The organism is Altererythrobacter sp. Root672, from assembly GCF_001427865.1.
Lineage (GTDB): Bacteria > Pseudomonadota > Alphaproteobacteria > Sphingomonadales > Sphingomonadaceae > Croceibacterium_A.
This window is the reverse complement of sequence record NZ_LMHH01000004.1, coordinates 55,499-81,570: the sequence shown is the minus strand read 5'-3', so window position 1 is coordinate 81,570 and position 26,072 is coordinate 55,499. Positions and strand designations below refer to the sequence as shown.

Below are 26,072 nucleotides of genomic sequence, written 5' to 3'. Positions count from 1 at the left end.
GACGACTGGAAACGGGAGCGCAACCTGAGCGCTAAACCGCCGCCAGGGCCTGCTCGAAGTCCGCGATCAGGTCATCTGCGTCCTCGATGCCGATCGATACCCTGACCAGATTGTCGGTGATCCCCAGCATCGCCTTGCGTTCGGGCGGAACGGACAGGTGGGTCATCGCCGCGGGATGGCTGGCGAGAGTTTCGGTGCCGCCCAGGCTTACTGCCAGCTTCGCGACCTTGAGGTTGTCGAGGAAGCGGAAGGACTCCGCCTCGCCGCCTTTGATGAACAGCGAAAAGGTGCTGCCGGGGCCGGTGCAGTGGCGGTCGTAAATGTCCTTCTGCCGCGGGTCCTTGAGCAGTCCGAGGAAGCCCACGCCTTCCACCTTGGGATGATCCTTGAGGAAGTCGCACACGCGAATGGCGTTCTCGGTGGCGCGTTGCATGCGGATTTCGAGCGTCTCGAGGCTGCGCAGGAGCATCCAGGCGGTGTTGGGGTCGCAGATCCCGCCCATGGTATTCCTGAGCCCGCGCACCGGCTCCATCCAGCGTCTCGCGCCCGAGATGCCGCCGGCCACCAGGTCCGAATGCCCGCCGGCGTATTTGGTCAGCGAATAGGCCACGATGTCCGCACCGTGTTGCAGCGGGCTTTGCCAGAGCGGACCGAGGAAGGTGTTGTCGATCGCAATCGGCGTCACGTTTGGATCGAGCGCAGCGTCTCGCGCGTCATGCACGGCTTCGATGTCGACCAGAGCGTTGGTCGGATTGCCGGGGCTTTCGAGATAGATCATCGCGACCTTGCCGCCCGAGGCCGCGGCTTGCGCCTTGGCCTTGGCCAGCACAGCGTCGAGCTCCTCGCGCGTCGCCCCGGCGGGGAAATCAACGTAGCTTACGCCAAACCGGCCCAGGACCTTCGCCACGAACCCTTCGCTCGCGGCGTAGAGCGGTCCGGAATGGACAATGACGTCCCCGGCTTCGCAAAAGGCCATCATCAGGGTGCAGATCGCGGTCATGCCGCTTGAGAAGACCAAGGCGTCCTCGGCGCCGTCCCATACGCCCAGGCGATCTTCGAGGATTTCCTGGTTTGGCCCGTTGAAGCGGGAATAGACGAGGCCCACCGCCCCGCCAGCGCGCTTGCCGGTGATGCCTTCGAAGTGCCGCTTCCCCGCCTCTGCGCTTTCGAACACGAACGTGCTGGTGAGAAAGATCGGCGGCTTGAGCGATCCTTCGGACAGCACGGGATCGTAGCCGTAGCCCATCATCAGCGTGGAGGGCTTGAGCTTACGCCCGTCCAGCGTCCTGACCTCGGGTTTGGGCTTGCGGCGCGGTGTGCGGTCGATCGGTTCAGGCATGGTTTCTACTGTAACGACCTCACTGGTAGGCCACCAGTCAGAACAACGCGGCTACGGCCCAAACCGCTCCGACCAGCAAAAATATCCCGGCTATGTCGAGCAAGAAGCCCGCGCCCACCATGCGCGGAAGAGCGATGCGCCGGGTCGACCAGGCAATGGCGTTGGGCCCAGTGCCGGCCGGGAGCATGAAGCCCCAGCTAGCCGCCATCGCCGCGGGCAGGGCGAGCAGCAGGGGATCGGCGCCGAGCGCGACGGTCAGGCTCGCCACTACCGGCATGATCCCGCTGGCGGTGGCGACATTGCTGGCGAATTCAGTGATCAGGATGACCAGGGCGACCACCGCCAGCGCCACGACCCACAACGGCAGGGCAGCCAGCGGCAGAAGCGACTGGCCGAGCCAGGTCGCGAGGCCCGAGGCGGTCATTCCGGCGGCGAGTGCAAGTCCGCCGCCGAACATCATGATCACGTCCCACGGTGCGCGGTTGGCCTCGGGCCAGGTGAGCATCGGGCGCCCGGTTCCATCAGGCACGATAAACAGCAACAGGCCGACGAACACCGCGATCGTGCCGTCAGTCAGCGCCCCCTTGGGCAACAGCGGCTCGGTAAGCGGCTGGGTCACCCACAGCAGGAACGCGAGCGCGAATAGCGGCACGAGGCGCTTTTCGGGCACGGTCCACTCGCGCTGCGTCGTGATGGCGGCGTGGGCGGCGGCGACGTCAAAGCTATCCTGCCCGACCTTTTGCACCTTTGAGATGATCAGCGCGGCGAGCGGTATTCCAAGCAGGACGATCGGCATGCCGTAGATCATCCACTGCACGAAGCTGATCTGCACGCCGATGGTCTCTTCAAGCAGGCCGACCGCGATGGCGTTGGTCGGCGAACCTATGATCATGCCCAGCCCACCAATCGAGGCGGCAAAGGCGATGCCCATCGGCAGCGCGCCGGAGAGACCATCTTGCCGATCGGCCGAGACCCCGCCGGCGCCGAGCACCGCCAGCGCCATCGGCATCATGATCAGCGCGGTCGAGGTGTTGGAGATTGTGGTCGAGAGCAGCCCCGTCGCGATCATGAAAGCGAACAGCAGCTGGTTGGGCCCCCCGCGCTTGCCCATGGTGTTGAGAATACCGACGGCGAGGCGGCAATGCAGATTGGTCCGCTCGATGGCGAGCGCCAGGAACGCGCCGCCCAGGATCAGGAACATGGTCGGCGAGTAATAGCTGCTCGCCGCTTCGTTGGCAGTCATCACGCCGCCAAGAGGCAGGACCACGAACGGAAGCAGCGCGGTTGCGGTCAGGGGAACCGCCTCGGTCATCCACCATGCGGCCATCCACGCCACCAGGCCGGCGGTGAGCCATGCAGCGGACGGCATGCCGGCAGGGGCGGGGATGACAAAGGTGAGCAGGAAAGCGGCTAGACCGATGATGAAGCCGATACGCTTTGCCGACATGCGGCAGTCCCCCCTTTACCCTCTTCCAATGCGATCCTAGGCTCTCGTCTCATCCCGGCAAGGGCAAAGGGACAGGCGATGGGCGAGGGCAAGGTTCTCGGGGTCGGCGGCATATTCCTTCGGGCCGACGATCCGGCGGCGCTCGCGGCGTGGTATCGCGACCACCTGGGTTTCCCGGTTACGTCGGCGGGTGAACCAACTCCCGACGGAGACTGGTTCTGGGCGGCCCAGGGAGGGGATACCGTCTATTCGATCTTCCCGCGGGCGAGCGACTACTTCGCTGCCGACCGACAGGTGATGGTGAACTTGAAGGTCGCGGGGATCGACGCCCTCCTGGCACGCCTGCGCGCGGCCGGGATCGAGGTGATCACCAAGGCCGGATGGGACCATCCGGACGTGGGCCGCTTCGCCCGCATCCACGATCCCGAAGGCAATCCGATCGAATTGTGGGAGCCCCCGGCCGTCGCTGACTGACCGGGGAGCGCAGTGTCTTACTTAGGCGCCAGCACCATTAGCATCTGGCGGCCTTCGAGGCGCGGATAAGCTTCGATCTTGGCGATCTCGGCGACGTCTTCCTGCACCCGCTTGAGCAGGTTCATACCCAGGTCCTGGTGCGCCATTTCGCGACCGCGGAAGCGCAAGGTCATCTTCACCTTGTCACCTTCTTCGATGAACTTGACCACGCTGCGCATCTTCACGTCATAGTCGTGATCGTCGATGTTCGGACGCATCTTGATCTCTTTGATCTGCTGCGTCTTCTGAGTCTTGCGAGCGGCGTTGGCCTTCTTCTGTGCCTCGTAGCGGAACTTGCCGACATCGAGGAACTTGCACACCGGCGGATCGGCGTTGGGCGACACTTCGACGAGGTTCATGCCCACGTCGTTGGCCTGCTCGATCGCCTCGCGGGTGTACATGACGCCAAGGTTCTCGCCGTTCTCGTCGATCACGCGGACCTTGTCGGACTGAATCATATCATCGAAGCGAGGGCCGGATTTAACCGGGGGCGCGAGCATGCGCCGGGGTGGACGGGGTATGGGGCAATCTCCTGAATCGGTTTAACGAAGGCGGCTACTTAGTGGCTAACGGCGAAACGCGCTAGGGGTTGCGGTGTATCAGGCTGCGGCCCGCCAAAGGGGGAATGTCGCCAGCCTTCCGCCAGCCGTTACCACGGCGTCGATGGCTTGCGCGGGCTGGAGCGCAGAGAGGATCGCCGGGTCGGCGGCATCCATCCCACCGGTGAGCGCCCCGAAGGCGGGCAGGATCATCCGTCCACTGCCGGTTCCATCGGTGCTCACGACGGCGCAGGGGCGGCGGATATGGCGCTCGCGCACCGTCAGTTGCAGGCGCGGGTGGTAATGTCCGGAGAACTCCGGCCGGGTTTCGCCGGCCTTGGCCTGGTGACGCAGGACCATGCCGGCGATCTCCAGCTCTTCGGCCAGCGTGCCGCCCGCTTGGGCTTCCATCGCGGCGTCGTGGTTGCCGGTGATCCAGACCCAGTCGGTTGCGCGGGTGAGGGCGGCGAGCATGCCGGCGGCGTGCGGTTCCAGCCTCTCGGTTCCCGTCGAGTCGTGGAAGTTGTCGCCCAGCGTGAACACTCGCCGGGCCCCGGTCTCCCGGATCGCCAGTGCCAGCCGCTCCAGGGTCTCGCGACTGTCGTAGGGCGGCAGCATCTGGCCATGGCGCGCGAAGAAGCTCGCCTTTTCGAGGTGCAGGTCGGCCACCAGCAGCGCCTGCTCGCGCGGCCAGTAGAGCGCGCGGCCCGTGGTCAGGAGGAATTCCTCGCCAGCGAACGAAAGGGGAACCATGCGCTTCCCTTGCTCCCGACCGACGGCTTTGGCAAGGGAGCGGCGCCGCTTGAGCTTCGTCAATGCGACGAGTTGCCAGGCCGGGCAGGTGCGGCTCATGCCCATCTCCTGCAAGTGAGGACTTGATGATCGACTGGACCCCCCACACCGCCCGCGCCAAGGACTGGTTCGAAAGCCTGCGCGATCGCATCTGCGCAGAGTTCGAAGCGATCGAGCGCGAGGCCGGCTCGGACGCGCAGTTCGAATACACCGGCTGGGATCGCCAGGAGGCCGGCAACGAGAATCCCGGCGGTGGCGTGCGCGGCGTGATGAAAGGGCAGGTGTTCGAAAAGGTCGGCGTCAACGTCTCGACCGTTTCGGGCCAGTTCTCACCCGAGTTCGCCCGCACGATCCACGGAGCGGACGAGAACCCCGGCTTCACCGCAACGGGCATCAGCCTCGTCGCCCACATGGCCAATCCGCACGTTCCGGCGGTGCACATGAACACGCGGTTCCTGACCACCGGTAAGGCGTGGTTTGGTGGCGGAGCGGACCTCAATCCGCCGATCCCTTACGAGGAGGACACCGAGGAGTTCCACGCCCGTTTCCGCGCCGCCTGCGCCGCGCACAACCCCACATATTACGAGCGCTTCAAGAAGTGGGCCGACGAGTACTTCTTCATTCCCCACCGCAACGTGGCGCGCGGCGTTGGTGGGATCTTCTACGACCATCTCGAATGCGCAGACGATCCCGAGTGGGACCGCAACTTCGCCTTCACCAAGGACGTTGGCGAGGCTTTCCTCGACGTGTTTCCCCGGATCGTGCGCAAGCGCATGAGCCAGGAATGGACGCCCGCAGAGAAGGAAGCCCAGCTCGAATGGCGCGGTCGCTATGTCGAATTCAACCTGGTCTACGACCGCGGCACCTTGTTCGGCCTCAAGACCGGCGGCAATATCGACGCCATCCTCATGAGCCTGCCGCCCGAGGTTAAGTGGAGTTGAAATCATGCATCGCCTGAACCTCGCCCAAGCCAACGCTTTGATCGAAGCCGCCCTCGCCAGGGGCGCCGAGCTTGGCCTCAAGCCGCTGACCGTCACGATCCACGATCCCGGCGCCTACCTGATCGCCTGCCAGCGGCAGGACGGGGCCTCGAACATGCGGGTCAAGCTCGCCGGCGGGAAGGCCGCGGGTGCGCTGGCGCTGGGCGTGTCGAGCCGCACGATCGGCGACATGGCGGTCGACCGGCCGCACTTCATCGCGGCAGTCGATACGATGAGCGAAGGCGGCATGGTTCCGGCTGCCGGCGGAGTAATCATCTGCGATGCGGGTGGCACCGTCGTGGGCGCGATCGGCGTTACCGGTGACACTAGCGACAACGACGAAGCCTGTGCCCTCGCAGCCATCGAAGCAGTAGGTTTGCGCGCCAAGAACTAAGCGTTGCGCGCCTCCGGGGCTTCACACGCGCGCACTGCGTGACAACCCCTGTTCAGCTACCTATCGTTACAGGCGAAACTTCCCGCCCCTCCCGGAGATTCGAATGCGTTTCGCTGCCTCGCTTGCCTTGCTCCTCGCGACCGTTGCCGCAGTCCCCGTGCAGGCGCAGTCTGCCGAGATGGTTTCCCCGGTGCTCCTGAGCGAAGACGCGCGCGATTCGTGGAGTTTTGCCCAGCCGGAAGTGGCGCGGGTGACGCACGTAGCGCTCGATCTGGCGCTCGACTTCGAGGCCAAGAGCGTGGGTGGCACCGCTACGCTCGACATCGCCGCGCGGCCTGACGCGGATACGATCGTGCTCGACAGCGAGGGGCTGCAGATCGCCTGCATCACCGACGAGGCAGGGCGGGAACTGGCCTTCACAGTGGGAGACGAGGTCAAGGGCAAGGGCGCGCCGGTCACTGTCACTATCGGCAAGGCCCGCCGTATCGTGGTGACATATGCCGCAGCACCCGAAGCCGAGGCCTTGCAATGGCTGGCGCCGGAGCAAACCGCAGGCGGCAAATATCCCTACCTTCTGAGCCAGGGCCAGGCGATCCTCAACCGCAGTTGGGTGCCGACGCAGGACAGCCCCGGCATCCGCCAGACCTGGGAGGCGCGCATCGTCGCTCCCAAGCCGCTGACCGTAGTGATGTCCGGCCTCAAGATCGGTGAGCCCGAGGACCTCGGCAGCACCCGCGCGTTCCGCTTTGCGATGGACAAACCGGTTGCACCTTATCTGATCGCCATTGCCGCGGGTGACATCGCCTTCCGCGAGCTCGGCCCGCGCACCGGTGTGTGGACCGAACCCTCGATGCTCGATGCCGCTGCAGCCGAACTGGTCGACACCGAGAAGATGGTCGGGGCGGCCGAGGCGCTTTACGGTCCCTATCGCTGGGGTCGCTACGACATGATCGTCCTGCCGCCGAGCTTCCCTTACGGCGGCATGGAAAACCCGGTGATGACCTTCCTCACGCCGACTTTCATCGCCGGCGACCGCAGCCTCACTGGCCTTGTCGCGCACGAGCTGGCGCACTCCTGGTCGGGCAACCTCGTCACCAATGCCAACTGGTCGGACTCCTGGCTCAACGAAGGCGTGACCAGCTACTTCGAGAACCGCATTGTCGAAGCGCTCTATGGCTCGCGCCGGGCGAGCCAGGAGGCGGCGCTGAGCTTTGCCGAGGTCGAAAAGGTGCTGGCGAAGAAAGGTGCGGATGCACCGGTGACGGCGCTGCATCTGCCGAAGGGTGCGGACGGCGTGGACGACAGTGAGTCCGGCATTGTCTACGACAAGGGCGCGGTGTTCCTGCGCACCGTCGAAAAGGCAGTCGGCCGCGAACGGTTCGACGCCTGGCTGCGCCAGTGGTTCGACAGCCACGCGTTCCAGCCGGCGACTTCGGCCATGATCGTTGCCGACATGCGCGAACACCTGATCGCAGGCGCTGCCCAGTTGGAAGAGCAGCTCATGCTCGACCAGTGGGTCTATGCGCCGGGCCTGCCCTCGAACGTCGCCCGTCCCTCAGCCTCGGCCTTCGCGGAAGTGGACGCTGCGGCTTCGCATTATCCCTCGACCCACTTCATCGATCCTGAAGCCTGGGCAGGCTGGACCACAGCCGAGCGCCAGCGTTTGATCGCGAAGCTGCCGAAGAAGCTGAGCCATGACGAGCTTGACCGGCTCGACCGCGACCTCGGCCTTTCGCATTCGGGCAACAGCGAAGTCCTGTTCGCCTGGCTCGAGCTGGCGCTGGCCAATCGCTACGACCCGGCTGTGCCCGTGGCCGAAAAGTTCCTCGGCGAAGTTGGTCGTCGCAAGTTCGTCCTACCGCTGTTCGAAGCGCTGTGGGGCGAGGCAGAGTGGGGCCAGCCGATCGCCAAGCGGATCTACGCGGAGACGCGGGCGGGGTATCACTCGGTGACGCAGGGCTCGGTCGACAAGTTGGTCGCTACGGGCGGTTAACTCTTGATCCTCCCCGAGCTTGTCTCGGGGAGGGGGACCGTCCGCGAAGCGGATGGTGGAGGGGCGTTGAGTTGTTCCGCTTACCCCTCCGTCACGCGTCTCCGACGCGCGCCACCTCCCCGAGCAAGCTCGGAGAGGATCGAAGATTTAGCCGTTTCTAAACCGTGCCAACCTCGCAATCGCCTCGTCTAGAGTGGCATCCTCCTTGGCAAAGCAGAGCCGCAGGTAACCGCGTTCGGGATCGTCCCGGTAGAACACCGACGGCGGGATCGAAGCCACGCTAACCTCGCGGATCATGCGCTCGGCGATGACTTCGTCGTCGGGCGGCAGACCTGATGCGGTGAGGTCTACCGTGACGAACCAAGTTCCTTCCGACGGCAGCAGGACATAGCCGGCAGCCGTCAGTCCGCTTACCAACCGTTCGCGTCCAGCCTCGTAGCGTGCCCGGTGCACCGCGTGCCATTCGGTCGGCAGCGCCAACCCTTCGGTTACGGCCCATTGCAGCGGAGTGGGCGTGGTGAAGGTCAGGTATTGATGCTGCCGCGCGATCGCTTCAGCCAGCGGCGGCGCGGCAACAGCCCAACCGATCTTCCACCCGGTAAGCGAGAAGAGCTTGCCCGCCGATCCGACCTTTACCGCACGCTCGCGCAGGGACGAGATTGCGAGCGGGGAAACGTGCGTTGCACCGCCATAGATCATGCCCTCCCACACCTCGTCGCACAGCAGGATGAGGTCGTGGCGCTCGCACAACTCGCCCAAGGCTTCCAGCGTGGCGCGGTCCACCAGCGTGCCGGTTGGGTTGTTGGGAGTGTTGAGAATGACGAGCCGCGTCCTCGGCCCGATCACGGCTTCGAACTGATCGAGCGGTAATGTCCAATTCGGCGGGACCAGGCTGACCGTGCGAGCCACCCCGCCTGCGCGCTCCACCAGGGGCAAGTAGGCGTCGTAGAACGGCTGGAACAGGATCGCCTCATCGCCTGGTCTCAAGAAGGCGAGAATGGCCGCTGCAAGCGCCTCGGTGGCACCAGAGGTGACGATGACCTCTTCAGGCTTGATCTGCAGCCCCTGCTCCCTCGCGTAGTAGCTGACGACGGCATCGCGCAGTTCGGCCAGCCCGCGCATCGGCGGGTACTGGTTCGACTTCTCGACCAACGCCCGTTGCGCAGCCTCCAGCAGCTCTGGCGGCTCGGGCAAGTCGGGAAAGCCCTGCCCCAGATTGATCGCGCCAAGCTCCCGCGCCAGGGCGGACATGCGGTCGAAGATCGTGGTCGCAGGGGGGTTCATTCGTCCTCGTCGTTCGGATCGTCAGAAGGCAGCCGGGCACTGGACGCCAAAATCGCGACATTGATCTCAACGGTAGCAAGCAACAGCGCCAGCGCGAACCAGTCAGTCACTTTGGCCGGCGCCCAGAACTGGCCAAAGCCAATCTGCGTAGCAACCACCCCAAGTCCGATGGCCACGCAGCCGAGCACTACGATGCCCGCCGTTACGAGAAGGCCGATGAAGTGGCCCGATTTAACAAGCGCCGCTTCTCGTTCGTCGAACCCACGGCCTACCTTCTTCAAGGGGCTGAATGGCAAGAGGCCCGTGGTGCCGAGGAAGGCAAACATGACCACGAAGTAGCCGTAGATCTCGCTGACGGCGATCTGCACCCATAGACCGCCGAACGCGACGGCCAGCAAGATGAGGGGCAAGATCCGGAAGCGAACAGGATACCGGTTCGCCAGCCTGCGCGAGAACTGCGGCATCCCGGTTGCCTCTGCGACCTTGTCGAGCTTCTCGGCGATTGGATCACCCTTGTAAGGCATCATCACTCTCCTGGCCGAGCAGGGTCGCCGCCACGCTCGGGAATGGGGTAAAGGAAAACAGCAGCTCGATCGGCACCTTGAACACCTGCGAGACACGCAGCGCGAGTTCGAGGCTGGGGTTGTAGTCCCCCCGTTCGAGGAACCCGATCGTCTGCGGATTGACGCCGACCTTTTCGGCAAGCGCCTTGCGGGTCATCCCCACCTCGGCGCGGAATACAGCGATGCGGTTGTATATTCGTGCGCTCATGTTCGCATATAAGCTGATTCGTTATGTAAACACAACAATTATGCGTTTCCTGATCGAGGAGCGGAAAAAGCCCCCTTGCCCCCCGCCGCGCTGCAACGCACATCAGGGGTAATGCTGCGTCAGTACGAACTAGTGGAGCGGGTCAAAGCTTATGACCCGGATGCCGACGAGGCGCTGCTCAACCGCGCCTATGTCTATACCGTGCAGAAGCACGGCACGCAGAAGCGTGCGAGCGGGGACCCCTACTTCAGCCACCCGGTCGAAGTGGCCGGCCTGATGACCGACCTCAAACTCGACCAGGAAACGATCGTCACCGCGCTGCTGCACGACACGGTCGAGGACACGCTGGCGACGATCGAGGACATCGAGAAGAACTTCGGTTCGGATGTCGCCAAGCTGGTCGACGGGGTTACCAAGCTCTCCAAGATCGAGCAGCTGGCCGAGAACCAGCGCGTGGCGGAGAACCTGCGCAAGTTCTTCCTCGCCATGAGCGAGGACATCCGCGTGCTCCTGGTCAAGCTCGGCGACCGGCTGCACAACATGCGCACGCTGCACTTCATCAAGAGCCCGGAGAAGCGCAAGCGCATCGCCCGCGAGACGATGGACATCTATGCCCCCCTGGCCGAGCGGGTGGGCATGTACGAATACATGCGCGAGATGCAGTTGCTCGCGTTCGAACAGCTCGAGCCCGAAGCCTACGCCACCATCACCGGACGGCTCGAACAGATCCGCAGTTCCGAAGGCGGGCAAGTCGATGCGATCGCGCTCAAGATCAAGCAGGCCCTGGCCGCTGAGGGGATGAAGGTCGAAGTCTGGGGACGCGAGAAACACCCCTATTCGATCTGGAAGAAGATGGCCGAACGGCACGTCAGCTTCGAACAGATCACCGACATCATGGCCTTCCGCGTGCTCGCGGAGTCGGTGGGCGATTGCTACAGCGCGCTCGGAGTGTTGCACCAGGCGTGGCAGTTCGTGCCGGGCCGGTTCAAGGACTACATCTCGACCCCGAAGACCAACGGCTACCGGTCGCTCCACACCTCCTTGATTTTCGAGAACTCGATGCGCGTCGAAGTGCAGATCCGCACGCGCGAGATGCATCGCCTGAACGAGTTCGGCCTCGCCGCTCACTGGGCCTACAAGCAGGGCGACAAGCCCGATGGCCAGGTCGGCTGGCTGCGCGACCTGATCGAGATCGTCGATTCCAGCCACGACGCCGAAGAGCTGCTCGAACACACCCGGCTGGCGATCTACCAGGACCGCATCTTCGCTTTCACCCCCAAGGGCGCGCTGTTCCAGCTGCCGAAAGGCGCGACCCCGGTCGACTTCGCCTTCGCCGTCCACACGGACCTCGGGGCGCATACCGTCGGCGCCAAGATCAACGGCCGCCACATGCCGCTGCGCACGCCGCTCAACAACGGCGACGTGGTGGAGATCATCAAGGGCGCCAACGCTGAGCCGCAATTGTCCTGGCTCGCCTTCGTGGTGACGGGCAAGGCGCGCGCCTCGATCCGCCGCTCGGTGCGCGCGAAGGAGCGCGCGGAAGTCGTCACCATCGGGCGCGAGCTGTTCGCCCAGATCGCCGAGCGCCTGCCCGCCAAAATCGGCAAGAAGGCGATCGCCTCAGCCGCCGAGCGCCTCGACCTCGAGGACGAGGAAGACCTCATGTACGCCATCGGCGCCGCCAAGGTGGACGATCGCGAGGTGATGGAAGCGCTCGTACCCGGCAGCACCGTCGATCTCCCCGACGAGCCGACACAGGCGCGGGCGATCTCGATCAAGGGCCTGACGCCGGGCATGGGCTTCACGCTCGCCGAATGCTGCCACCCTGTCCCGGGCGACCGGATCGTGGGCCTCAGGCGCAAGGGCGAAGGGGTCGAGGTTCATGCGATCGACTGCATGGAGCTTGCCAACGGCGTCGATGCCGACTGGATCGACCTTTCGTGGGGCGAACGGTCGCAAGGCGCCGTTGGGCGGCTGCGGGTCGTGCTCTATCACAAGCTAGGTACGCTGGCGGAAATGGCCGGCATCTTCGCCAAGAACCGCGCCAACGTGATCACGTTGGAGCAGACCGAACTGGACGACCCGTTCCACACTTACGAGGTGGACATGGAAGTGCAGGATCTCGCCCACCTTACCCGCATCGTCAGTGCCCTCCGGGCGAGTGATGCGGTGGCAGAGGCCGAGCGTATCTAGTGCAACTCTAGTTCGATCTCGACCAGGTCGCCTTCTTCGATCGCTTCGGCCCGGCGGACGCCAACCTTCACCGCCATGAACCAGCTCTCGCGGCCCTTCTGCGGGAAGACCGAAGTGTCCCAGGTGCTGCTGCCGACGTGAGCCGTGACCTTGACCGAGCCGAAGCCACGCCGCTTGCCGAGTTCCAATCTCCGCACCAGCTCATGCCCGGCGACTTGCTCGGCAGCCTCGGCCGGCAGGATGACGAAACCGACCGAACTGTTCTCAGCCTCGTTGGTCCAGATCTGCAGCGGGGCAGAGAAGGTGACCGGATCGGCACTCACCGCGCGGCCACTCGCCGGACAGGCACCGGCACGTTGCACACGTCCACCCCACCGGCAGGGACTTTGTAGAACTCGTCGCGGCGGTTGGCGCGGACCTTCATCAGCAAACCGAAGCTTGCGCTCTCGCCGGCGAGGTATTCGAAATGCGGCCGCTCTGCCTCGGGCAGCTCATTGCCAAACCGGACGGAGACGATCGGGACCTTGAGCGCGGGATCGTCATAGACCCCTGCCTCGCCCTTGCCGCGCGGCAGGGTGGAGAGATGCTCGATCCCTTCGATAACCCGCCCGACAACAGCGATGTTGCGATCGAGCGCGCGAGGTGCGTGACCGATCACTGCATAGAGCTCGGCCCCGGTCCCGGTATCGGGCGACAGGTCGCGCGCCACACCCACGGTGCCATAGCAATGCGTCGGCCAGATCCGGTTGCCTTCCGGGGTAAGCTGGAAAGCCACCGGCCAACCGGCAGAGAAGCCAGTCTGACCCTGCATGACATAGGGATCGATCGCGTCGATTGCGTTGAACGCCGGCTCGCACCGTTCGTCGAGCACCTTCCCTTCGTACTTATAGACCTCGCACTTCATCGGCGCGGTATATTCGCTTTCCGGCACCACCCTGAGGCCATCGGGCAGCGGCTTGGCGTCGGCCTTGTCATCCTCGCCATCGCCCCATTGCGACACCCAGTTGTCGACCACCCGATAGACCGTGGTTCCGTCCCACCAGTGCTGGCCGGCGAGGGTACGGATGTTCCCGACCCATCCCTGGCTGAAGGGCGATGGAAGGAGCTGGATCACGACTTGCCGGGGCTTCCCGCTGCTGTCGGGGGCGAGCGTCATCACCAGCAAGTCCGCTGGGTCGATCGCGCGCCAGTCCGCCGCCGGCGCTGCCGCAACGATGGAGCTCGGAGTGACCTGTGGCGGACTCTCCTGCGCGGACGCGGTCGTGGCGAAGAGCGCAAGGGCGAGGGCGAGGGCGGGCAGCAGTCTCATGCCCCCACACTGCCGCTAACTCGCGGCATTCTCAAGCGTGTGCATGGTTTCGTCGCTTAGGCCGAAGTGATGCCCGACCTCGTGCACGAGCACATGGGCCACGAGATGCTCGAGCGTCTCATCCCCTCGCGCAATCCACTCGTCGAGAATGGGGGCGCGGAACAGGCGAATGCGATCCGGCATGCGCCCCGAATGCTCGATGCTCTTCTCGTGCAGGGGCGTGCCTTCGTAGACGCCGCTCAGTTCGAACGGGTCCTCGATCCCGAACTCGGCCAGCAGCTCTTGATCGGCGAATTCCTCAACCAGGAGGATGACATCCTGGAGGTGGACGGCAAACTCCTCCGGCAACCGCTCCAGCGCCGCGCGAGCAAGCGTTTCGATTTCATCAGCGGACGGTGCCAGACCGATCGTACGGGTCATTCGATCTGGATAGGGGGCACAATCCATTGCGACAAGTCACATGGCTTGTAATGCCGCGCCCCTCTCGCTAGGTGCGCCGCTCCCGTCAGGCATGCGGAGCGGTGGCCGAGTGGTCGAAGGCGCACGCCTGGAAAGTGTGTATACGTCAAAAGCGTATCGTGGGTTCGAATCCCACCCGCTCCGCCACCTAGTCCCCTGAATAGTCTCTGTTTTTTCTCCGATCGATCGAGACTCAAAAAACCGCAATCCAGAACGGTACTGTTTTGGAGGCCAATTCCGCATTTTGGAATTTGGCAGGCTTTTCAGTCTCTTCGCACACTTTTTCGGGAATAATGCCGACACTTCCGGAGGTTAGCAGGCACAAACAGAATTGATGGTTCGAATCCACGTCTGGCCGCCACCCAGTCTTATCCATCTGAAAACGAAGGGAATATCTCGGATTCCGGGCCGCATTTTTGGCGCGGTTCCGCGAGATTCTTGTGCGTTTCGGTAGTGCGGAGAATCATCCTTGAACGTGCATTCCGGGAGAATGCCCAGGTGTTCTCTGCGACCCCTTGGCACAGTACGGATTGGCGAATTCCCTGATAGTGCCGGAAAACGACTAACTGCGCTTCCTAGAGCATCACCCGCTGTGCCGATGTAACTGGTTGAAGTGACGCCTCTTATCCTCCCGTCGTGCCGAAAGCTTCGCGCACCAAACAGGGAATTCGTTGCCTCTGAACAGGGAAGGCTCGAGCCAGGAACAGGGAATTCTCAACGGCCAATTGCGGGATTGTTGACGGTATTGCGGGATTGAGGGCCCTTATTGCGGGACTGTCTTGCCCTTTTACGGGATTACCGAAGGCTAAAGTGGGATTTCGAGAGCGATAATCGCAATCGCACCCGCAATTGCGGGATCGGAAAGCCCTTTGGCGGAACTGGGGTGATCTGTAGCGGGATCGATCGCGCTGGTTGCGGGATCCCGCAGCGCGTTGATGACAGCATGAGCAGGCTCGAATCACGGGATCCGGTTGGTGCACCGCGGCCTGACATTAAGCCGCCGGCCCGGGAACGTTTACTTCTCGCCGTTTTCGAAGCTGAGCGCGGGATAAAGTAAATAAATTAATCAAAGCCAAGGGGTAACTTTTTTTCTTTCATTCGCGATTCCTTATTGGGGTCCGGCCTGGTCAGGCGCGCGGTTTATACTTCTATGGAAGAAGTATCGCTGAAAGCAAATTATAAGTAAGAATCGTTGAGGGGGTACTAAGATTGTCCTAAGAGGGTTCTAAACGATAGTATTGATGATCCATGAGGTCGGCTTGCCAGCAAAGTAATGCACTATCTATACTTTACCTTCCTGAATGAGGGGGTGGGCATGAATAGCGAGCCAGCGATCAAAATCCGTCGTGAAGTCACCATGCGAAAGGTTGACGCGCTCAAGCCGGCGCACCGCAACCCACGGACTCACTCGCGCAAACAATTGCGACAGATCGCGGACAGTATCGAGCGCTTCGGATTTACCAACCCCGTGCTGGTCGATCACGATGACCAGATCCTTGCCGGGCACGGGCGCGTGGCCGCGGCGAAGTTGCTCGGCATGGCACAGGTGCCGGTCCTTTGCGTGGGCGATCTGTCGCCCGAAGAACGCAAGGCCTATGCACTCGCCGACAACAAGATCGCGCTCAATGCAGGGTGGGATCAGGATCTTCTGGCTCTCGAGTTGAAGGAGCTGATCGAGTTCGATTTTGAGGTCGAGCTGACGGGCTTCAGCCTGGCGGAGATTGACTTCACGCTCGACGCTACGCGCAATAGCGATCCGGCCAGTTCGGACGCGGTCGCAGACCTTGTTCCCGAACTTGGCACTGCGGCGATCAGTCGGCTGGGTGACCAGTGGTTGCTGGGGCGGCATCGCTTGCGGTGCGGCGATGCACGTAGCGGCGAGGACTATGCGGCTCTCATGGGAGATCGCCAGGCCGATATCGTGTTCACCGACCCGCCCTATAACGTACCCATTGAGGGCCATGTCTCGGGTCTTGGCCGCATCCAGCACCGCGAGTTTGCCATGGGGGTCGGCGAGATGAGCGTCCCGCAGTTCACCAGCTTCCTCACCGACACCCTTGGAGCTTCCCTCCGTCACGTGCGCGATGGCGCCATCGTCTATGTTTGCATGGATTGGCGGCACATGCGCGAGCTGAGCGATGCAGGCGAGGCGGTGGGCCTGGAGCTCAAGAACCTGGTCGTTTGGAACAAGACCAACGGCGGCATGGGTTCATTCTATCGTTCGAAACACGAGCTGATCTTCGTTTTCAAGCACGGCCAGGCGCCGCACGTAAACAGCTTCGGCTTGGGCGAGACCGGTCGCTATCGCACCAATGTTTGGGACTATCCTGGGATTAGCAGTCTGACCGCTTCGCGAGAGGCAGAACTGGCCATGCACCCGACCGTCAAGCCGGTCGCCTTGGTGGCTGATGCGTTGAAGGACTGTTCGCGGCGCGGCGATATCGTGCTCGATCCTTTTGCAGGATCGGGCACGACCCTGATTGCGGCGCACGAAACTGGTCGCACCGCGCATGTGATCGAGCTCGATCCGCTCTATTGTGACACCATCATCCGCCGCTTCGAGACCTTTACGGGTCAGCAGGCAGCACTCGCAGCAACCGGCGCCAGCTTCGACGACGTCGCTGCCGAGCGTCTCCAGGGAGGCGCGCTGTGAGCGCGCAAGGCAAGGATTACGCGGTCGGTTACAAAAAGCCGCCTGAACATTCGCGCTTCAAAAAGGGTCAATCCGCCAACCCGGCCGGCCGGCCTGCTAAGCGGTCACCAGAGCCTTCCAGCGTTGCTCTTATGCCGACCGAAGCGATCCTTCGGGAGGAGGCCACGCGGCTTATCACGGTTCGAGAGGGCGAGGGGCGCGAGGAAATTTCTACAACCCGAGGGGTAATCCGCGCCTTGGCGCATACGGCCCTAAAAGGCGGACCGCTCGCTCAGCGGAATTATATTCAGATGGTAACGGCGCTGGACCGAGAGGAGGCTCGTCTTAGACAGGAGCGTTTCAAGTTCTGGCAGAGCTATGTGCAGAAAGCGCGCGACCGCATGCAAGACGCTGCGACAAGGGGCCAAGGTCTGCCGACGTACCTGCCCCATCCCGACGACATCGTGTTCGACTATACGCATCTCACCGTCAGATTTACGGGACCGTGCGACCCAGATGATGCCGCGCAGGTGGAACAGCAGAGACGGCTCAGCCACCTGTGTTTGGAGCTGTCGCTATACCACGAAGAGGATCACTGCCGCGGCGAGGGATCGCTCGACAAGGCTCGGATCGGCTTTTGGTTGCTGAGCCACATCGCCCTCGAAGTGGGTCTGCCAAAGCGCTTGCGGATGTCCAAGGAGGACTACCGCGCAATCGAAAGGCGGCAATCGGTGCACCGTAATTGGCTGTTCCATCTGGAGCGCGAATGCGAAGAACTGGGGCTGCCCTTTGAGCGGCGGCGCAAAAACTGGCCGGTCGTTGAGCTCTCAGAATTGGGGATCAAGTTTTCATAGCGGCCCACTCGCCCGAGACGCCCCGGGCTCACGATTGGTCGGGGTCGTCATTCTCTGAGAGATAGGCCGCCAGCGTAGCGGAAGTCACCTCTCGCAAGTTCCGCCCGCTGTACGGGAAGCGGCGGATCTCGCGCGTGTACTCATCGTCGCCCAGGTCATCCAGCAACTGAAACTGCGGATGGGCCTCCCATTCGCGGGCTTGGTAGTTGGGATCGTCGGCCATTAAGCGAAAGCTGCAATAGAGGCTTTCGACCAGCTGGCTCCGTACCACTCGTACCCCGCGGATCCGGGCAATGCCCTGCTTATCGCTCTGGACATGGAGCAGGTAATCGGCGCGATCATCAACCACCCCTCCATAGAACTGGAGACGACTTACCGAACCTTCTTGGTTGACGCACCAGGTCGCCGCTGCGCTTCCGCTGGCGATTTGTTCAAGCCAGACAACTAGATCGTCAAACGGGTCGTAGATGTGTGTGCAGGAAATGGCGTAAAGATCGTGCAAAGGTTCAATCCGCAGACGGATCCATCCCGCGTTGGGCGCCGTGAAGTGAGCCACGAGAGTGCGCACGTCTGTCGGATCGTTGCTCGAAAAGTCAAAGATCGGGATACCTCTCCTTTGTGTTCGACCCAACGGTTAGCTTGCGGAAGGCTAGCTTCGCCAGAGCAATCATTTCGAAAGTCGCCTTTGCGCCCATTGTCGTCATCCAGCGCGCCGAGCGTCGATCCTAAAACCGGACGCTCCCGCGCCCATTACCCGACACATGACGATGGCGGCAAAGTCGGACAGTCTGGACTGTCAGCTTGCAGACGCTGACTACATCAAGCGGACGTTAGCTCGAAGGTGCTGCGACCGCCTTCTGCCATAGCCGATCACTAAATATTGCGTCGACGAACGTCTGGTTGTGACGAAATTGCCGAGGAAGTCACCTGACAGCGACGTGTCCGCCGACAACGCTAGGCACTCGCGTGTGAGGCCACCCGCAACGCGGATCACCGAAGATTCTTTACCATTCTGCCCCGACCATTTTAAGGTACGATCCTTGGGGGGGCGATGGCGACACATAATCGGCCAGATTTGAAAAGGATGATGGACCGGGGGCTGCTCCCTGAGAACCTACCATCCGTTGTAACCTCGAAGGCGCTTTGGCCGCATTTCGAGGAGTTCAATGCATCCTATATAGTGACTGCCAAGCGTTCAGGCTGGGTCTCACCCTACAATGCGAGCAAACGTGGATTTCAGCGACGCCTGTTTGGCTTGCCTCATCCCATTTTTTTCCACGATCAAGCCGCATTCCTCGCAAAGCATTGGAGTGAAATTCTACCGGGTCTGGAGGCCGCATCAGGCTCGCTGTCGCGCCCAAACTTCCCAGTTAGCGGGCCCCGTTCGACAAAAATAACGCCTCATTCTTCACTGCCGCGTGCCCGCCTCGAGGCATTTTCAAGGTTCAAGTTCTGCCTCGTTACCGATGTCTCACGCTGTTTTCCGTCGATTTACACCCACAGCATTCCATGGGCGGTCCACGGTAAAGCGGCTTCAAAAGATGACACAAAATCCAATTCGGCGACCGTATTCGGCAATCGATTGGATTTCGCGGTAAGGCAGGCTCAGGATCGGCAGACTATTGGAATCCCGGTCGGACCAGACTCATCACGCGTCATCAGTGAGATCATTCTCTCGGCTGTTGACCGAGAGTTTATCAGGCGAAGTGGCCCCAAAGGCGTTACCTACAGGCGGCATGTTGATGACTACTGGATCGGCGGGGCAAGCGTGGAGGAGTGCGAAAAGCACCTTCAAGTGCTTCGGCAGGCGCTTCGAGAGTATGAGCTCGATATCAACGAGCTCAAAACCCGCATCGTCAACACAAGCGTGGTGTTCGGAGAGTCATGGGCGTTTGAGGTAGCGGAAGAACTGGGTCAGGTATTTCCAAGCTATGGCCAGCCTCGCGGTGATCAGGTCGCGACTTTGGGTAAGGTGCTAGAACGGGCGCGCTCGACGAATGACGACGGCATAATCCGGCACACGATCCGAAAACTCGACGAACGGCATTCTTGGAGTGCGAACTGGAAGGTTCTCGAGCATTTTCTTGCGCAGTGCGCTGTCCAGTATCCACATTCATTCGATTATGTCGCACGGGTCGTCGCGTGGCGTCGCCGTAAAGGCTTAGCCATCAACGCAACGTTATGGGCAGAAGTCACACGTGAGGTTGCAGGACAATCTTCTACGTTAGGGCGGGATTCCGAAGCTCTATGGTCCCTTTGGCTCATGAAGGAGCTGAACTTGAAGATTAACAAGGCGATGTCTAGTCAGATGATCAGGACCAACAGCCCCATTGTTTCAGCGTTTTTAGCTCACATGCATGCCACTGGTCTCACTACCGATAGGCAAATTCGAGCCGATTTGTGGAATAGCGTTGAAGGAAACCATTTCACGGGCTCGTTCTGGCCGCTCACTCTGGAATTAATGACCCTTGGCTATGCCAAACCGTCAGCACTCGATGACGGCGGCGGCGACGATACCGTCAAAAAACTTCACATGAATGGCGGCACCCTTTTCGATTGGGGAGCAGCCCCTGCCGTATTCGAGCGCCCCGAGAGACCCGACGATGACAATTGGTTTGGGGACTTGGGGCCTGATGAAGCAATCGAGGATTACACTTCCGATTACGATGACGACGAAAGCGACGAAGACGAAGACGACCAAGAGGATGAAGGGGAAAATGACGAGCATGGGAATGCTCCTCCAGATTTACCTGATCTGGACGAGTTTCTTTGATTCGACCTCACGATTTGCGAGGCCGAACGCTGCCTAGCGTTCTGCTATGCGGATCGTGAAACTCTCAATCAGAAGCGAGAACGGTCAGCCCAACTTACTCAGAAGGGCGCTTCATCCCCGGCTAGCGGTCTAGCAGGCTGAGCGACAGCTGGAGCTTCGGCATCTAAAATGGGTGTTTCGAGCCCCCACGACGTGACAACTTCGCCGAGTGGGAATGGCGTCTTATCAGTGCTCCACTCATGGTAGGGCGCGGCAGTTTGGCTGTAGGGCCCCGGCTTGGGCGGCTCGAATTGCACGCGCGTGGGTACATGAAACGCGCTCCCAAATACGATCGCCTCACCTGATGCAAGGATCGTGACTTGATCAAGTAGTCTGCGTGCTTGCATCGGGATGATCCGCCGGAAATGATCGATATCATCCGGATTCTGTAAACGGTGGCTTATAAAATTCGCGCACTGACTAATGATGGTCGGACTGATTTCGCTCGGGCGCTGGCTGGCGATCACGAGGGAGAGGCCGAATTTGCGACCTTCTTTCGCGATCCTTTCGAAAGCGAGGCGCGAAAGAGTCTGCCCTCTTTCCTCGTCCGACCTCGCTGGCCGGGCATAATTATGAGCTTCCTCCAAAACCAGCACCCATGGGTGTTTGTATCTGCGTGCTGCCGCGACATTTTCTCTGGCTTCGAGAAGCACGCGACCAAACACGGTGCACGCATAGGGCAGGACTTCGTGACTGAGCATAGACAGGTCGATGATCGAAACGCGTGGTCCGTTCATTGCACCGAGCCCGATGCGTTGCATCCATTCTTCCAGCGACGGTATCTCCGTTTCTGCATCTGCGTAGTTCAGAAAGGAACGCCAGCGAGGATCATCAAGCCGCGTCTTCAAGCGGAGCTTCAGCGTAGCCAGGTGAGACTCTATGCGTGCGGCGTCTTCGGGCGATGTGGCGCTGTCCAAGAGCGTTGGATCGAACAGCTTATCCTTAGAAATGTATCTTGGACTATCAGCGGTTGTCGCGCTGAGCGTGGCTACCGCAAGCTCGCCAGACAAGATGCCATTCAGCTCGATGATCAAACCCTCGGCCGCCCCCCTGATATTGGCTTCGTTAAGCGGAGCGTTCCAGTCCGGGTTCTGCGCGTCGTACTGATCTTTATAGGGAAGAAGTGTCTCGCGGAGCTTCGGATATCCTTCAGTGTCCCGAGCCCCAAGGTAATCTTTGATGATCTTACAAAGGTGTACGCACCCCTGTTTACGCGGTTTGTTGGTGTTGAGTAGGCGCAGCATCTCCTGAAGCTTTGAGATGGCATGATGGACTGAGTTGGCGTCCGAGGAGGCGTTCTTGACCCCGCTTTTAGCCTTCGCGAGCGCCCACCAGTCTTTGAGAACTGGCTCCTGAGTCTGCTCGGAGGCGCTAAGCCAGGCGCATATTTCCTTGGCATTGAAAAACCAGAGCGGGATCGCGAACTCCACCCCATTCAAATAAATCCTGTCTGGCTTCCTGTTTCCCTCCTCTCCGGCCGCGCCGAACGCGCGTCCGTACTCGCCGTTTACGTCGAGTATGAAAATATGAGGCTCGTTCCCGGCCTGACCGAGTGCCGCCATCGCTTTCTGAACCAGACTGGAGACTGTGTAGGATTTGCCCGACCCGGTGTTCCCGACGATCGCCAGCGGGCGGGAAAACAAATCGTTATAGGACGCCTTCACCCTGTTGGCAGGTTGGCCGGTGGGGCAACCGACATGGAGATCGAAGTCGTAGTCCTCACCTGTATGCCCGTCCGGCCGGTTCCTGCGGGGCGGTGTTTCGAATACGGCTTTCAGGATTTCCGGCGCGCCGATTTCCGCCGGGGTGTCGAGAGTTGGAAGAATGGTGATGCCCGGACTAAACGCGCCGCTCGCGCTGTCTTGTTCGATAGTTCCGAGTAACTGAACGCTCGCAATCCTGCGCGGCTTTATGAGTTCGAGCGTTAGATCGTCCCCGCTCGACGGATCATAACTCTCCCGAGCTTCGAGGTCGGAGATGATGCCAATTACAAGCTGTCCTGCGCCAATCGAGAACGTGACGTAGGCATTGATGGCGACGGCTGCCTGTACGCCGTCGAGCGTTGCCCTCATCGCGGAACGCGTTTCCGGCAACAGCTCCACCTTTACGCGGAAACCTTGGACTGCAACAATGTGACCGATGATGCGCGGATTTTCCAAGCTCATTCCTCGTCACTGTTAGGTGATCGCGAAGCCTGAATCTGCTTTTCGAACCGGCGAAGTCGGAGGAAGTCCTCCAGCCACTGAACGTCGGGCATAATGTTCCGTGCGAAGTCGTCGAAGGTCGCCAGCTTGAACGGGGAAGCCGCGTGCGCGTTCTCAGTGGAGGTCAGCACGAACGCCCGCTTGCCCAGCTCCTTGTATTTCATGATCCGTTTGATCGTTGCGCTCTTCGGATCAGGCTCTACCACAAGCATGACGAGCGACGGATTCATTAGCGCTGTCTCGATAACGCGCGTGACATGATCGTCGCCAAAGCCGTAGCCCATAACAAGAAGGAATGTCTGCGGCGCGGACAGTCGAACCTGAAAAGATCGGAAAAGATGGGCAAATGGCATCGTCAGGGTTTGCGTGAACTTATTGGCGGTCGGCAGTATTCCGACTGAAGGGAAGCTGGCTGCAAATTCGTCGAGCTTCTTTGCGCGCTCCGCCAATTCCAGTTGTCGATAGGTTTGGATCGCAGCCAAATCGGGGTGACGGGCGCGCAGCTCACTGTCCTTGATATGCCAGTGAACCGAGCCGTGCAGCTTATAAAAATGAAGGAACTTGTCGTATCGGCGGACGCGGCCTTCGGAAATTTCTCCGGGCCAGTAGATATCAAGTCCGTATACGGACGGGTCGAATCGCGCGTTGGCGCGGCCGGTAAAACCGTCGAAATACTGGATTCCAAGCAGCTCCAGCGTCTGCTCGAACAAGGTATCGTAATTCAGCGTGAAGAGGTGCGGCCGACCCAAGTTGCTATCGCGGGCAACGAGCTTTGCGAGAAACGCCAGATGTGGAGAAGTGACTTCGGCGTCGCTTGAAGACACATCATTCGGCAGCCTTAATGTGCATTCAATCATGATCGCCTTGCCGATGCGATCGACGAGCCAGTTCAGCTCTTTTGTATTAGGTTTAAGATCGCCTTTCCAGATGACGCCGGTGAAGGGTGAAGAATCGCTGCCTGCGACATGCGCCGCATTGACGAGATACGAAAGCCAGTCCTCAAAACTTAACCACGTTTTCTTGCCTTCGTCTGTAGGCTGTAACCGCGAGTCCAAAATGGCGGCAGCAGTTGGGGCAATAAGCGGCATCGCCCTGACGGTCGCCAGTACGCTCGCCTCAAGATCGCCCATCAGCTTGCCGCCGGACGATCGCGAACTGCCCGCCCCCGTCAGCACGACCAAGTTTTCCATCCTCAGCCATTCCGAGATGAGTGCCTGAAGACGCTGCCGACTGTCTTTCGCGTTCATACCACTGAGAAGATCGCTAACCTTCCCATCATCTGAGGGGCCGATTAGCCGATATTCGCTAGAATTATTGCCCTTTAGCTCTGTCATACTGCAACGTTAGCAAACCACTTGTGCTCGGCCTAGCGATCACAGAGGATTGACCGTTGGGGACGACAGGAATGTTCCATTTCGCGCCTTTACAAACCGGATGAACGAACGACCGCTGTAGAGATGATCATTTGGCCCCCTCAACGTCTGACATGGCGGCGGTTCCTGTCTGCGTGATCACGCGGCGGCGAATGGCAGCTATCCACTGGCGCCTCCGCAAAACCTGCCTGCCGGCTAACGGCCATTCCCGGTCCGTGGGGTTCGCTCTGCATGGAGTGGCGCAAACTGGCCACTTGCGGGAGGGCAGGTTCCGGTTAGGAAATCGGGACGCGGACAGCCCGACCGTTGAACCAATCCAAATCGAGTCTCGTCTGTGAGCACCTGCCGTTCAGATCTGCGGTTAAGAGCTCGCTCGTCATTTAAGCGCTCAAGGTGTTGGTGCTTCCAAACCGAGTTCTAGCTGATGGCCACGGGCAAAGCGCGCAAGCAACTGCTTCGTCATAGCGCTACGGAAAACGCGATAGGCAGCCTGCCCCCTGTTCTGAGCCATGAAATCGTCGATTTGGGCTTTCACCGATGTATAGTGCTTCTCCACTCCCGCGAAATCGTAGAGGCTTGTTCCCTCGCGCTCACAGGTCAGGCTCAGCATGTATAGGATGTGGTATACGCCTTCGATGATCCAAGACTCGTCGTACGTCTTCTTCAATCGGGAGTTTAGCGCTGCAAGGGCGCGCCGCCGATCGTCATCCACCATTCGGTAGACGCGCCACATGGCGATGATGTTCTCTGCGGAGAGAATGGCCTCGTCGAAAACCCAGCCGTAGTACTCGCCGAAAATCCTGTTGGACGACGTCTTGGCGCGGTCCGGCTCGCGTAGCACGTAGGCCAGGATAATCTGGCCCAGCTTCACCGCATCGATTCGGGACTCTGCCGGCTGTTCGATGTGTTGATCATTCTTGCGCTCGTAGAAATAGCCATGCCCAACGAGCGCGTTTTCGATCCGGATCTGGATCGAATCGTTCGAGCGAATGTCGCGGCTTCGGATGGGCGTCTGACTGTTTGTCGCCTCGGCAACGCTGTTGGTGAAGGTTCGGTCACCGGTCTCAATAATGCGAAGAAGCAGTTTCACGTCATAGATGCTCGCGATATCGGACCGCGCTGCTTCGAAGAGGGCATGTGACGTCTGGCCGCCGTTGACGATTTGCGGATTGATCATCCTCACTTTAGGATTCGCTGCTCTCGGCTGATATTCCATCCTGTCGCAGACGATGGTGATGCCGTTGTTGAGATACCAAAATTGCGTGTTCACGTCGCTCAGCGCCGTGGTTAGTATCTTGCGGTTTATTTCATTCTCTTCACCTAGATACAAACGGATGTTGTCTTCAAAAAGGGTGTCGTCAACTTCCTGCGGGAAGTTTTGATCCGTGATAAGTCGCACGATCTCGTCGCCGCGCACGGTGCCGATTAGCCCCTTCGCGAAGCCATCAGTGCGACCGAAATACTGATCCTCCACGAGGCCGAGCTGGAATTCGCGATCGACCGGTGCCCCTTTTGACAGGTGACGAGAGAACCAGATGAGATCGTGCTGCGTAACGAGGGCGTGCTGATATGGGCGAAGCGCCTCCTCGAACCTGCTCAAGTGCGAGGGAATGAGCGCGGTAGCGTTGTTGCAGAGGTGGATTTGGATCGAATAAACGGCCTCCTCCAGCGCCTCCCAAAGATCTTGAACCTTGTTCCAGAGAAGCGGGTTGCACGTCTTCTCAAGGGACGCATCCTTTCTGAGGAAGCACTCGAGGAAGCTCTGAATCTTGTCGATCTCGTTGGATGGGAAGGAGCTTCCAACTTTTTCGAAGCTGGACACATGCTTAAATTGGAACAGGTGGATAACGCGCCGCTCAGGACGGCTGTCGACATATACGGCATCGATTCCACGATCATCGCCACCGTCGGTAATCGCAGTGCGGATCTCATCGTCGTCGATCTTGAGAATTTTGGACAGCGCGAAATACAAGAAAGCCCTCGACTCCTCTGCGAGGCCCAGAGAGCGCTGAAATGCCTGAATACCGGACCGCACTTGGCTCCAGTCGAGCAGGGTGGGAGTTGCGATCGGTGCGATTGTCATGGGCGCAAGGCTAGCGTGAAGGGCTCCGTTGGCAACAGCGTCTATTAGATCGCTAATGGCGATCGCCACCAGATCGAATGAACGAATGCAGGTTTCAGAAA

22 protein-coding genes and 1 tRNA gene are annotated in these 26,072 nt (G+C 60.8%); 9 read left to right on the top strand and 14 right to left on the bottom strand.

Translation table 11 applies throughout. From position 1 onward, the window contains the following. Positions 1-31: 31 nt before the first annotated feature. Both ASD76_RS17255 and ASD76_RS17250 read right to left on the bottom strand, forming a co-directional pair. Positions 32-1,339: a cystathionine gamma-synthase family protein gene (locus ASD76_RS17255; RefSeq protein WP_055926194.1), complete on the bottom strand. Its 1,308-nt coding sequence runs from the start codon at positions 1,337-1,339 to the stop codon at positions 32-34. 37 nt (positions 1,340-1,376) lie between these two features. Then, positions 1,377-2,786 (bottom strand): SLC13 family permease, encoded by a 1,410-nt coding sequence (locus tag ASD76_RS17250; protein ID WP_055926192.1) that lies wholly within the window; start codon positions 2,784-2,786, stop codon positions 1,377-1,379. Positions 2,787-2,864: 78 nt separating this feature from the next. On the opposite strand from ASD76_RS17250, the gene ASD76_RS17245 reads away from it, so the two are divergent. Continuing rightward, entirely contained in the window at positions 2,865-3,260 is a 396-nt protein-coding gene (locus ASD76_RS17245; RefSeq protein WP_055926189.1) for a VOC family protein, read from the top strand. Positions 3,261-3,277: 17 nt separating this feature from the next. On the opposite strand, the gene infC is transcribed toward ASD76_RS17245, so the two are convergent. Both infC and pdeM read right to left on the bottom strand, forming a co-directional pair. Then, complete coding sequence (gene infC / locus ASD76_RS17240; protein ID WP_055926186.1) at positions 3,278-3,799, bottom strand: translation initiation factor IF-3; 522 nt, start codon at positions 3,797-3,799, stop codon at positions 3,278-3,280. A 99-nt stretch (positions 3,800-3,898) separates the two neighbouring features. After that, positions 3,899-4,591: a ligase-associated DNA damage response endonuclease PdeM gene (gene pdeM / locus ASD76_RS17235; protein WP_055926278.1), complete on the bottom strand. Its 693-nt coding sequence runs from the start codon at positions 4,589-4,591 to the stop codon at positions 3,899-3,901. A gap of 125 nt (positions 4,592-4,716) precedes the next feature. Here pdeM and hemF point away from each other — a divergent pair, with 125 nt between their 5' ends. The 3 genes from hemF (at position 4,717) to ASD76_RS17220 (ending at position 7,997) form a co-directional block, all read left to right on the top strand. Then, on the top strand, positions 4,717-5,571 hold the full coding sequence (hemF, locus tag ASD76_RS17230) for an oxygen-dependent coproporphyrinogen oxidase (protein WP_055926183.1): 855 nt from the start codon (positions 4,717-4,719) through the stop codon (positions 5,569-5,571). A gap of 4 nt (positions 5,572-5,575) precedes the next feature. Beyond that, entirely contained in the window at positions 5,576-6,004 is a 429-nt protein-coding gene (locus tag ASD76_RS17225; RefSeq protein WP_055926180.1) for a GlcG/HbpS family heme-binding protein, read from the top strand. 103 nt (positions 6,005-6,107) lie between these two features. Then, complete coding sequence (locus tag ASD76_RS17220; RefSeq protein WP_055926177.1) at positions 6,108-7,997, top strand: M1 family metallopeptidase; 1,890 nt, start codon at positions 6,108-6,110, stop codon at positions 7,995-7,997. Between the two features lie 147 nt (positions 7,998-8,144). Here ASD76_RS17220 and ASD76_RS17215 read toward each other — a convergent pair whose 3' ends face one another. Genes ASD76_RS17215 through ASD76_RS17205 form a run of 3 tightly spaced genes read right to left on the bottom strand, consistent with a single transcriptional unit; the run spans position 8,145 to position 10,052 of the window. Next, the gene (locus tag ASD76_RS17215) at positions 8,145-9,281 is read right to left on the bottom strand and encodes an aminotransferase (RefSeq protein WP_055926175.1); all 1,137 of its coding nucleotides are present in this window, start codon (positions 9,279-9,281) and stop codon (positions 8,145-8,147) included. Beyond that, positions 9,278-9,805, bottom strand: coding sequence for a hypothetical protein (locus ASD76_RS17210; protein ID WP_156457796.1), 528 nt, complete (start codon positions 9,803-9,805; stop codon positions 9,278-9,280). The genes ASD76_RS17215 and ASD76_RS17210 overlap by 4 nt, the downstream gene beginning before the upstream one ends. Further along, positions 9,789-10,052 carry a helix-turn-helix transcriptional regulator gene (locus tag ASD76_RS17205; RefSeq protein WP_055926169.1) on the bottom strand — a complete coding sequence of 88 codons (264 nt, stop codon included), beginning with the start codon at positions 10,050-10,052 and terminating at the stop codon, positions 9,789-9,791. Before ASD76_RS17205 ends, ASD76_RS17210 begins: the two co-directional genes overlap by 17 nt. Positions 10,053-10,163: 111 nt before the next feature. Here ASD76_RS17205 and ASD76_RS17200 point away from each other — a divergent pair, with 111 nt between their 5' ends. Next, positions 10,164-12,245, top strand: coding sequence for a RelA/SpoT family protein (locus ASD76_RS17200; protein ID WP_055926166.1), 2,082 nt, complete (start codon positions 10,164-10,166; stop codon positions 12,243-12,245). On the opposite strand, the gene ASD76_RS17195 is transcribed toward ASD76_RS17200, so the two are convergent. The 3 genes from ASD76_RS17195 to ASD76_RS17185 are packed head-to-tail and all read right to left on the bottom strand — an operon-like array spanning position 12,242 to position 13,974. Then, positions 12,242-12,568, bottom strand: a complete 327-nt coding sequence (locus tag ASD76_RS17195) for a DUF1905 domain-containing protein (RefSeq protein WP_055926163.1) — start codon at positions 12,566-12,568, stop codon at positions 12,242-12,244. The two genes, ASD76_RS17200 and ASD76_RS17195, sit on opposite strands and share 4 nt — an antisense overlap. Continuing rightward, the gene (locus tag ASD76_RS17190; protein ID WP_055926159.1) at positions 12,565-13,554 is read right to left on the bottom strand and encodes a peptidylprolyl isomerase; all 990 of its coding nucleotides are present in this window, start codon (positions 13,552-13,554) and stop codon (positions 12,565-12,567) included. Before ASD76_RS17190 ends, ASD76_RS17195 begins: the two co-directional genes overlap by 4 nt. A 15-nt stretch (positions 13,555-13,569) precedes the next feature. Further along, positions 13,570-13,974, bottom strand: a complete 405-nt coding sequence (locus ASD76_RS17185) for a metallopeptidase family protein (protein ID WP_055926155.1) — start codon at positions 13,972-13,974, stop codon at positions 13,570-13,572. A 95-nt stretch (positions 13,975-14,069) separates the two neighbouring features. Here ASD76_RS17185 and ASD76_RS17180 point away from each other — a divergent pair. From ASD76_RS17180 to ASD76_RS17170, 3 genes are all read left to right on the top strand, one after another. Then, positions 14,070-14,160, top strand: a tRNA-Ser gene (locus tag ASD76_RS17180). A gap of 1,126 nt (positions 14,161-15,286) precedes the next feature. Further along, positions 15,287-16,666, top strand: coding sequence for a site-specific DNA-methyltransferase (locus tag ASD76_RS17175; protein WP_414826697.1), 1,380 nt, complete (start codon positions 15,287-15,289; stop codon positions 16,664-16,666). Beyond that, positions 16,663-17,499 carry a DUF5681 domain-containing protein gene (locus ASD76_RS17170; RefSeq protein ID WP_156457795.1) on the top strand — a complete coding sequence of 279 codons (837 nt, stop codon included), beginning with the start codon at positions 16,663-16,665 and terminating at the stop codon, positions 17,497-17,499. The genes ASD76_RS17175 and ASD76_RS17170 overlap by 4 nt, the downstream gene beginning before the upstream one ends. Positions 17,500-17,527: 28 nt before the next feature. Here ASD76_RS17170 and ASD76_RS17165 read toward each other — a convergent pair whose 3' ends face one another. Next, the gene (locus ASD76_RS17165) at positions 17,528-18,055 is read right to left on the bottom strand and encodes a hypothetical protein (RefSeq protein WP_055926148.1); all 528 of its coding nucleotides are present in this window, start codon (positions 18,053-18,055) and stop codon (positions 17,528-17,530) included. Positions 18,056-18,586: 531 nt separating this feature from the next. Here ASD76_RS17165 and ASD76_RS17160 point away from each other — a divergent pair. Then, positions 18,587-20,272, top strand: a complete 1,686-nt coding sequence (locus ASD76_RS17160; protein WP_162249696.1) for an RNA-directed DNA polymerase — start codon at positions 18,587-18,589, stop codon at positions 20,270-20,272. Positions 20,273-20,370: 98 nt separating this feature from the next. On the opposite strand, the gene ASD76_RS17155 is transcribed toward ASD76_RS17160, so the two are convergent. The 3 genes from ASD76_RS17155 to ASD76_RS17145 all read right to left on the bottom strand — a co-directional run bounded on the left by ASD76_RS17155 (position 20,371) and on the right by ASD76_RS17145 (position 25,971). Next, the gene (locus ASD76_RS17155) at positions 20,371-22,470 is read right to left on the bottom strand and encodes an ATP-binding protein (protein WP_082553946.1); all 2,100 of its coding nucleotides are present in this window, start codon (positions 22,468-22,470) and stop codon (positions 20,371-20,373) included. Positions 22,471-22,472: 2 nt separating this feature from the next. Beyond that, complete coding sequence (locus ASD76_RS17150; RefSeq protein WP_055926142.1) at positions 22,473-23,849, bottom strand: SIR2 family protein; 1,377 nt, start codon at positions 23,847-23,849, stop codon at positions 22,473-22,475. Positions 23,850-24,276: 427 nt separating this feature from the next. Continuing rightward, positions 24,277-25,971, bottom strand: coding sequence for an AIPR family protein (locus tag ASD76_RS17145; protein ID WP_055926139.1), 1,695 nt, complete (start codon positions 25,969-25,971; stop codon positions 24,277-24,279). Between the last annotated feature and the right edge of the window lie 101 nt (positions 25,972-26,072).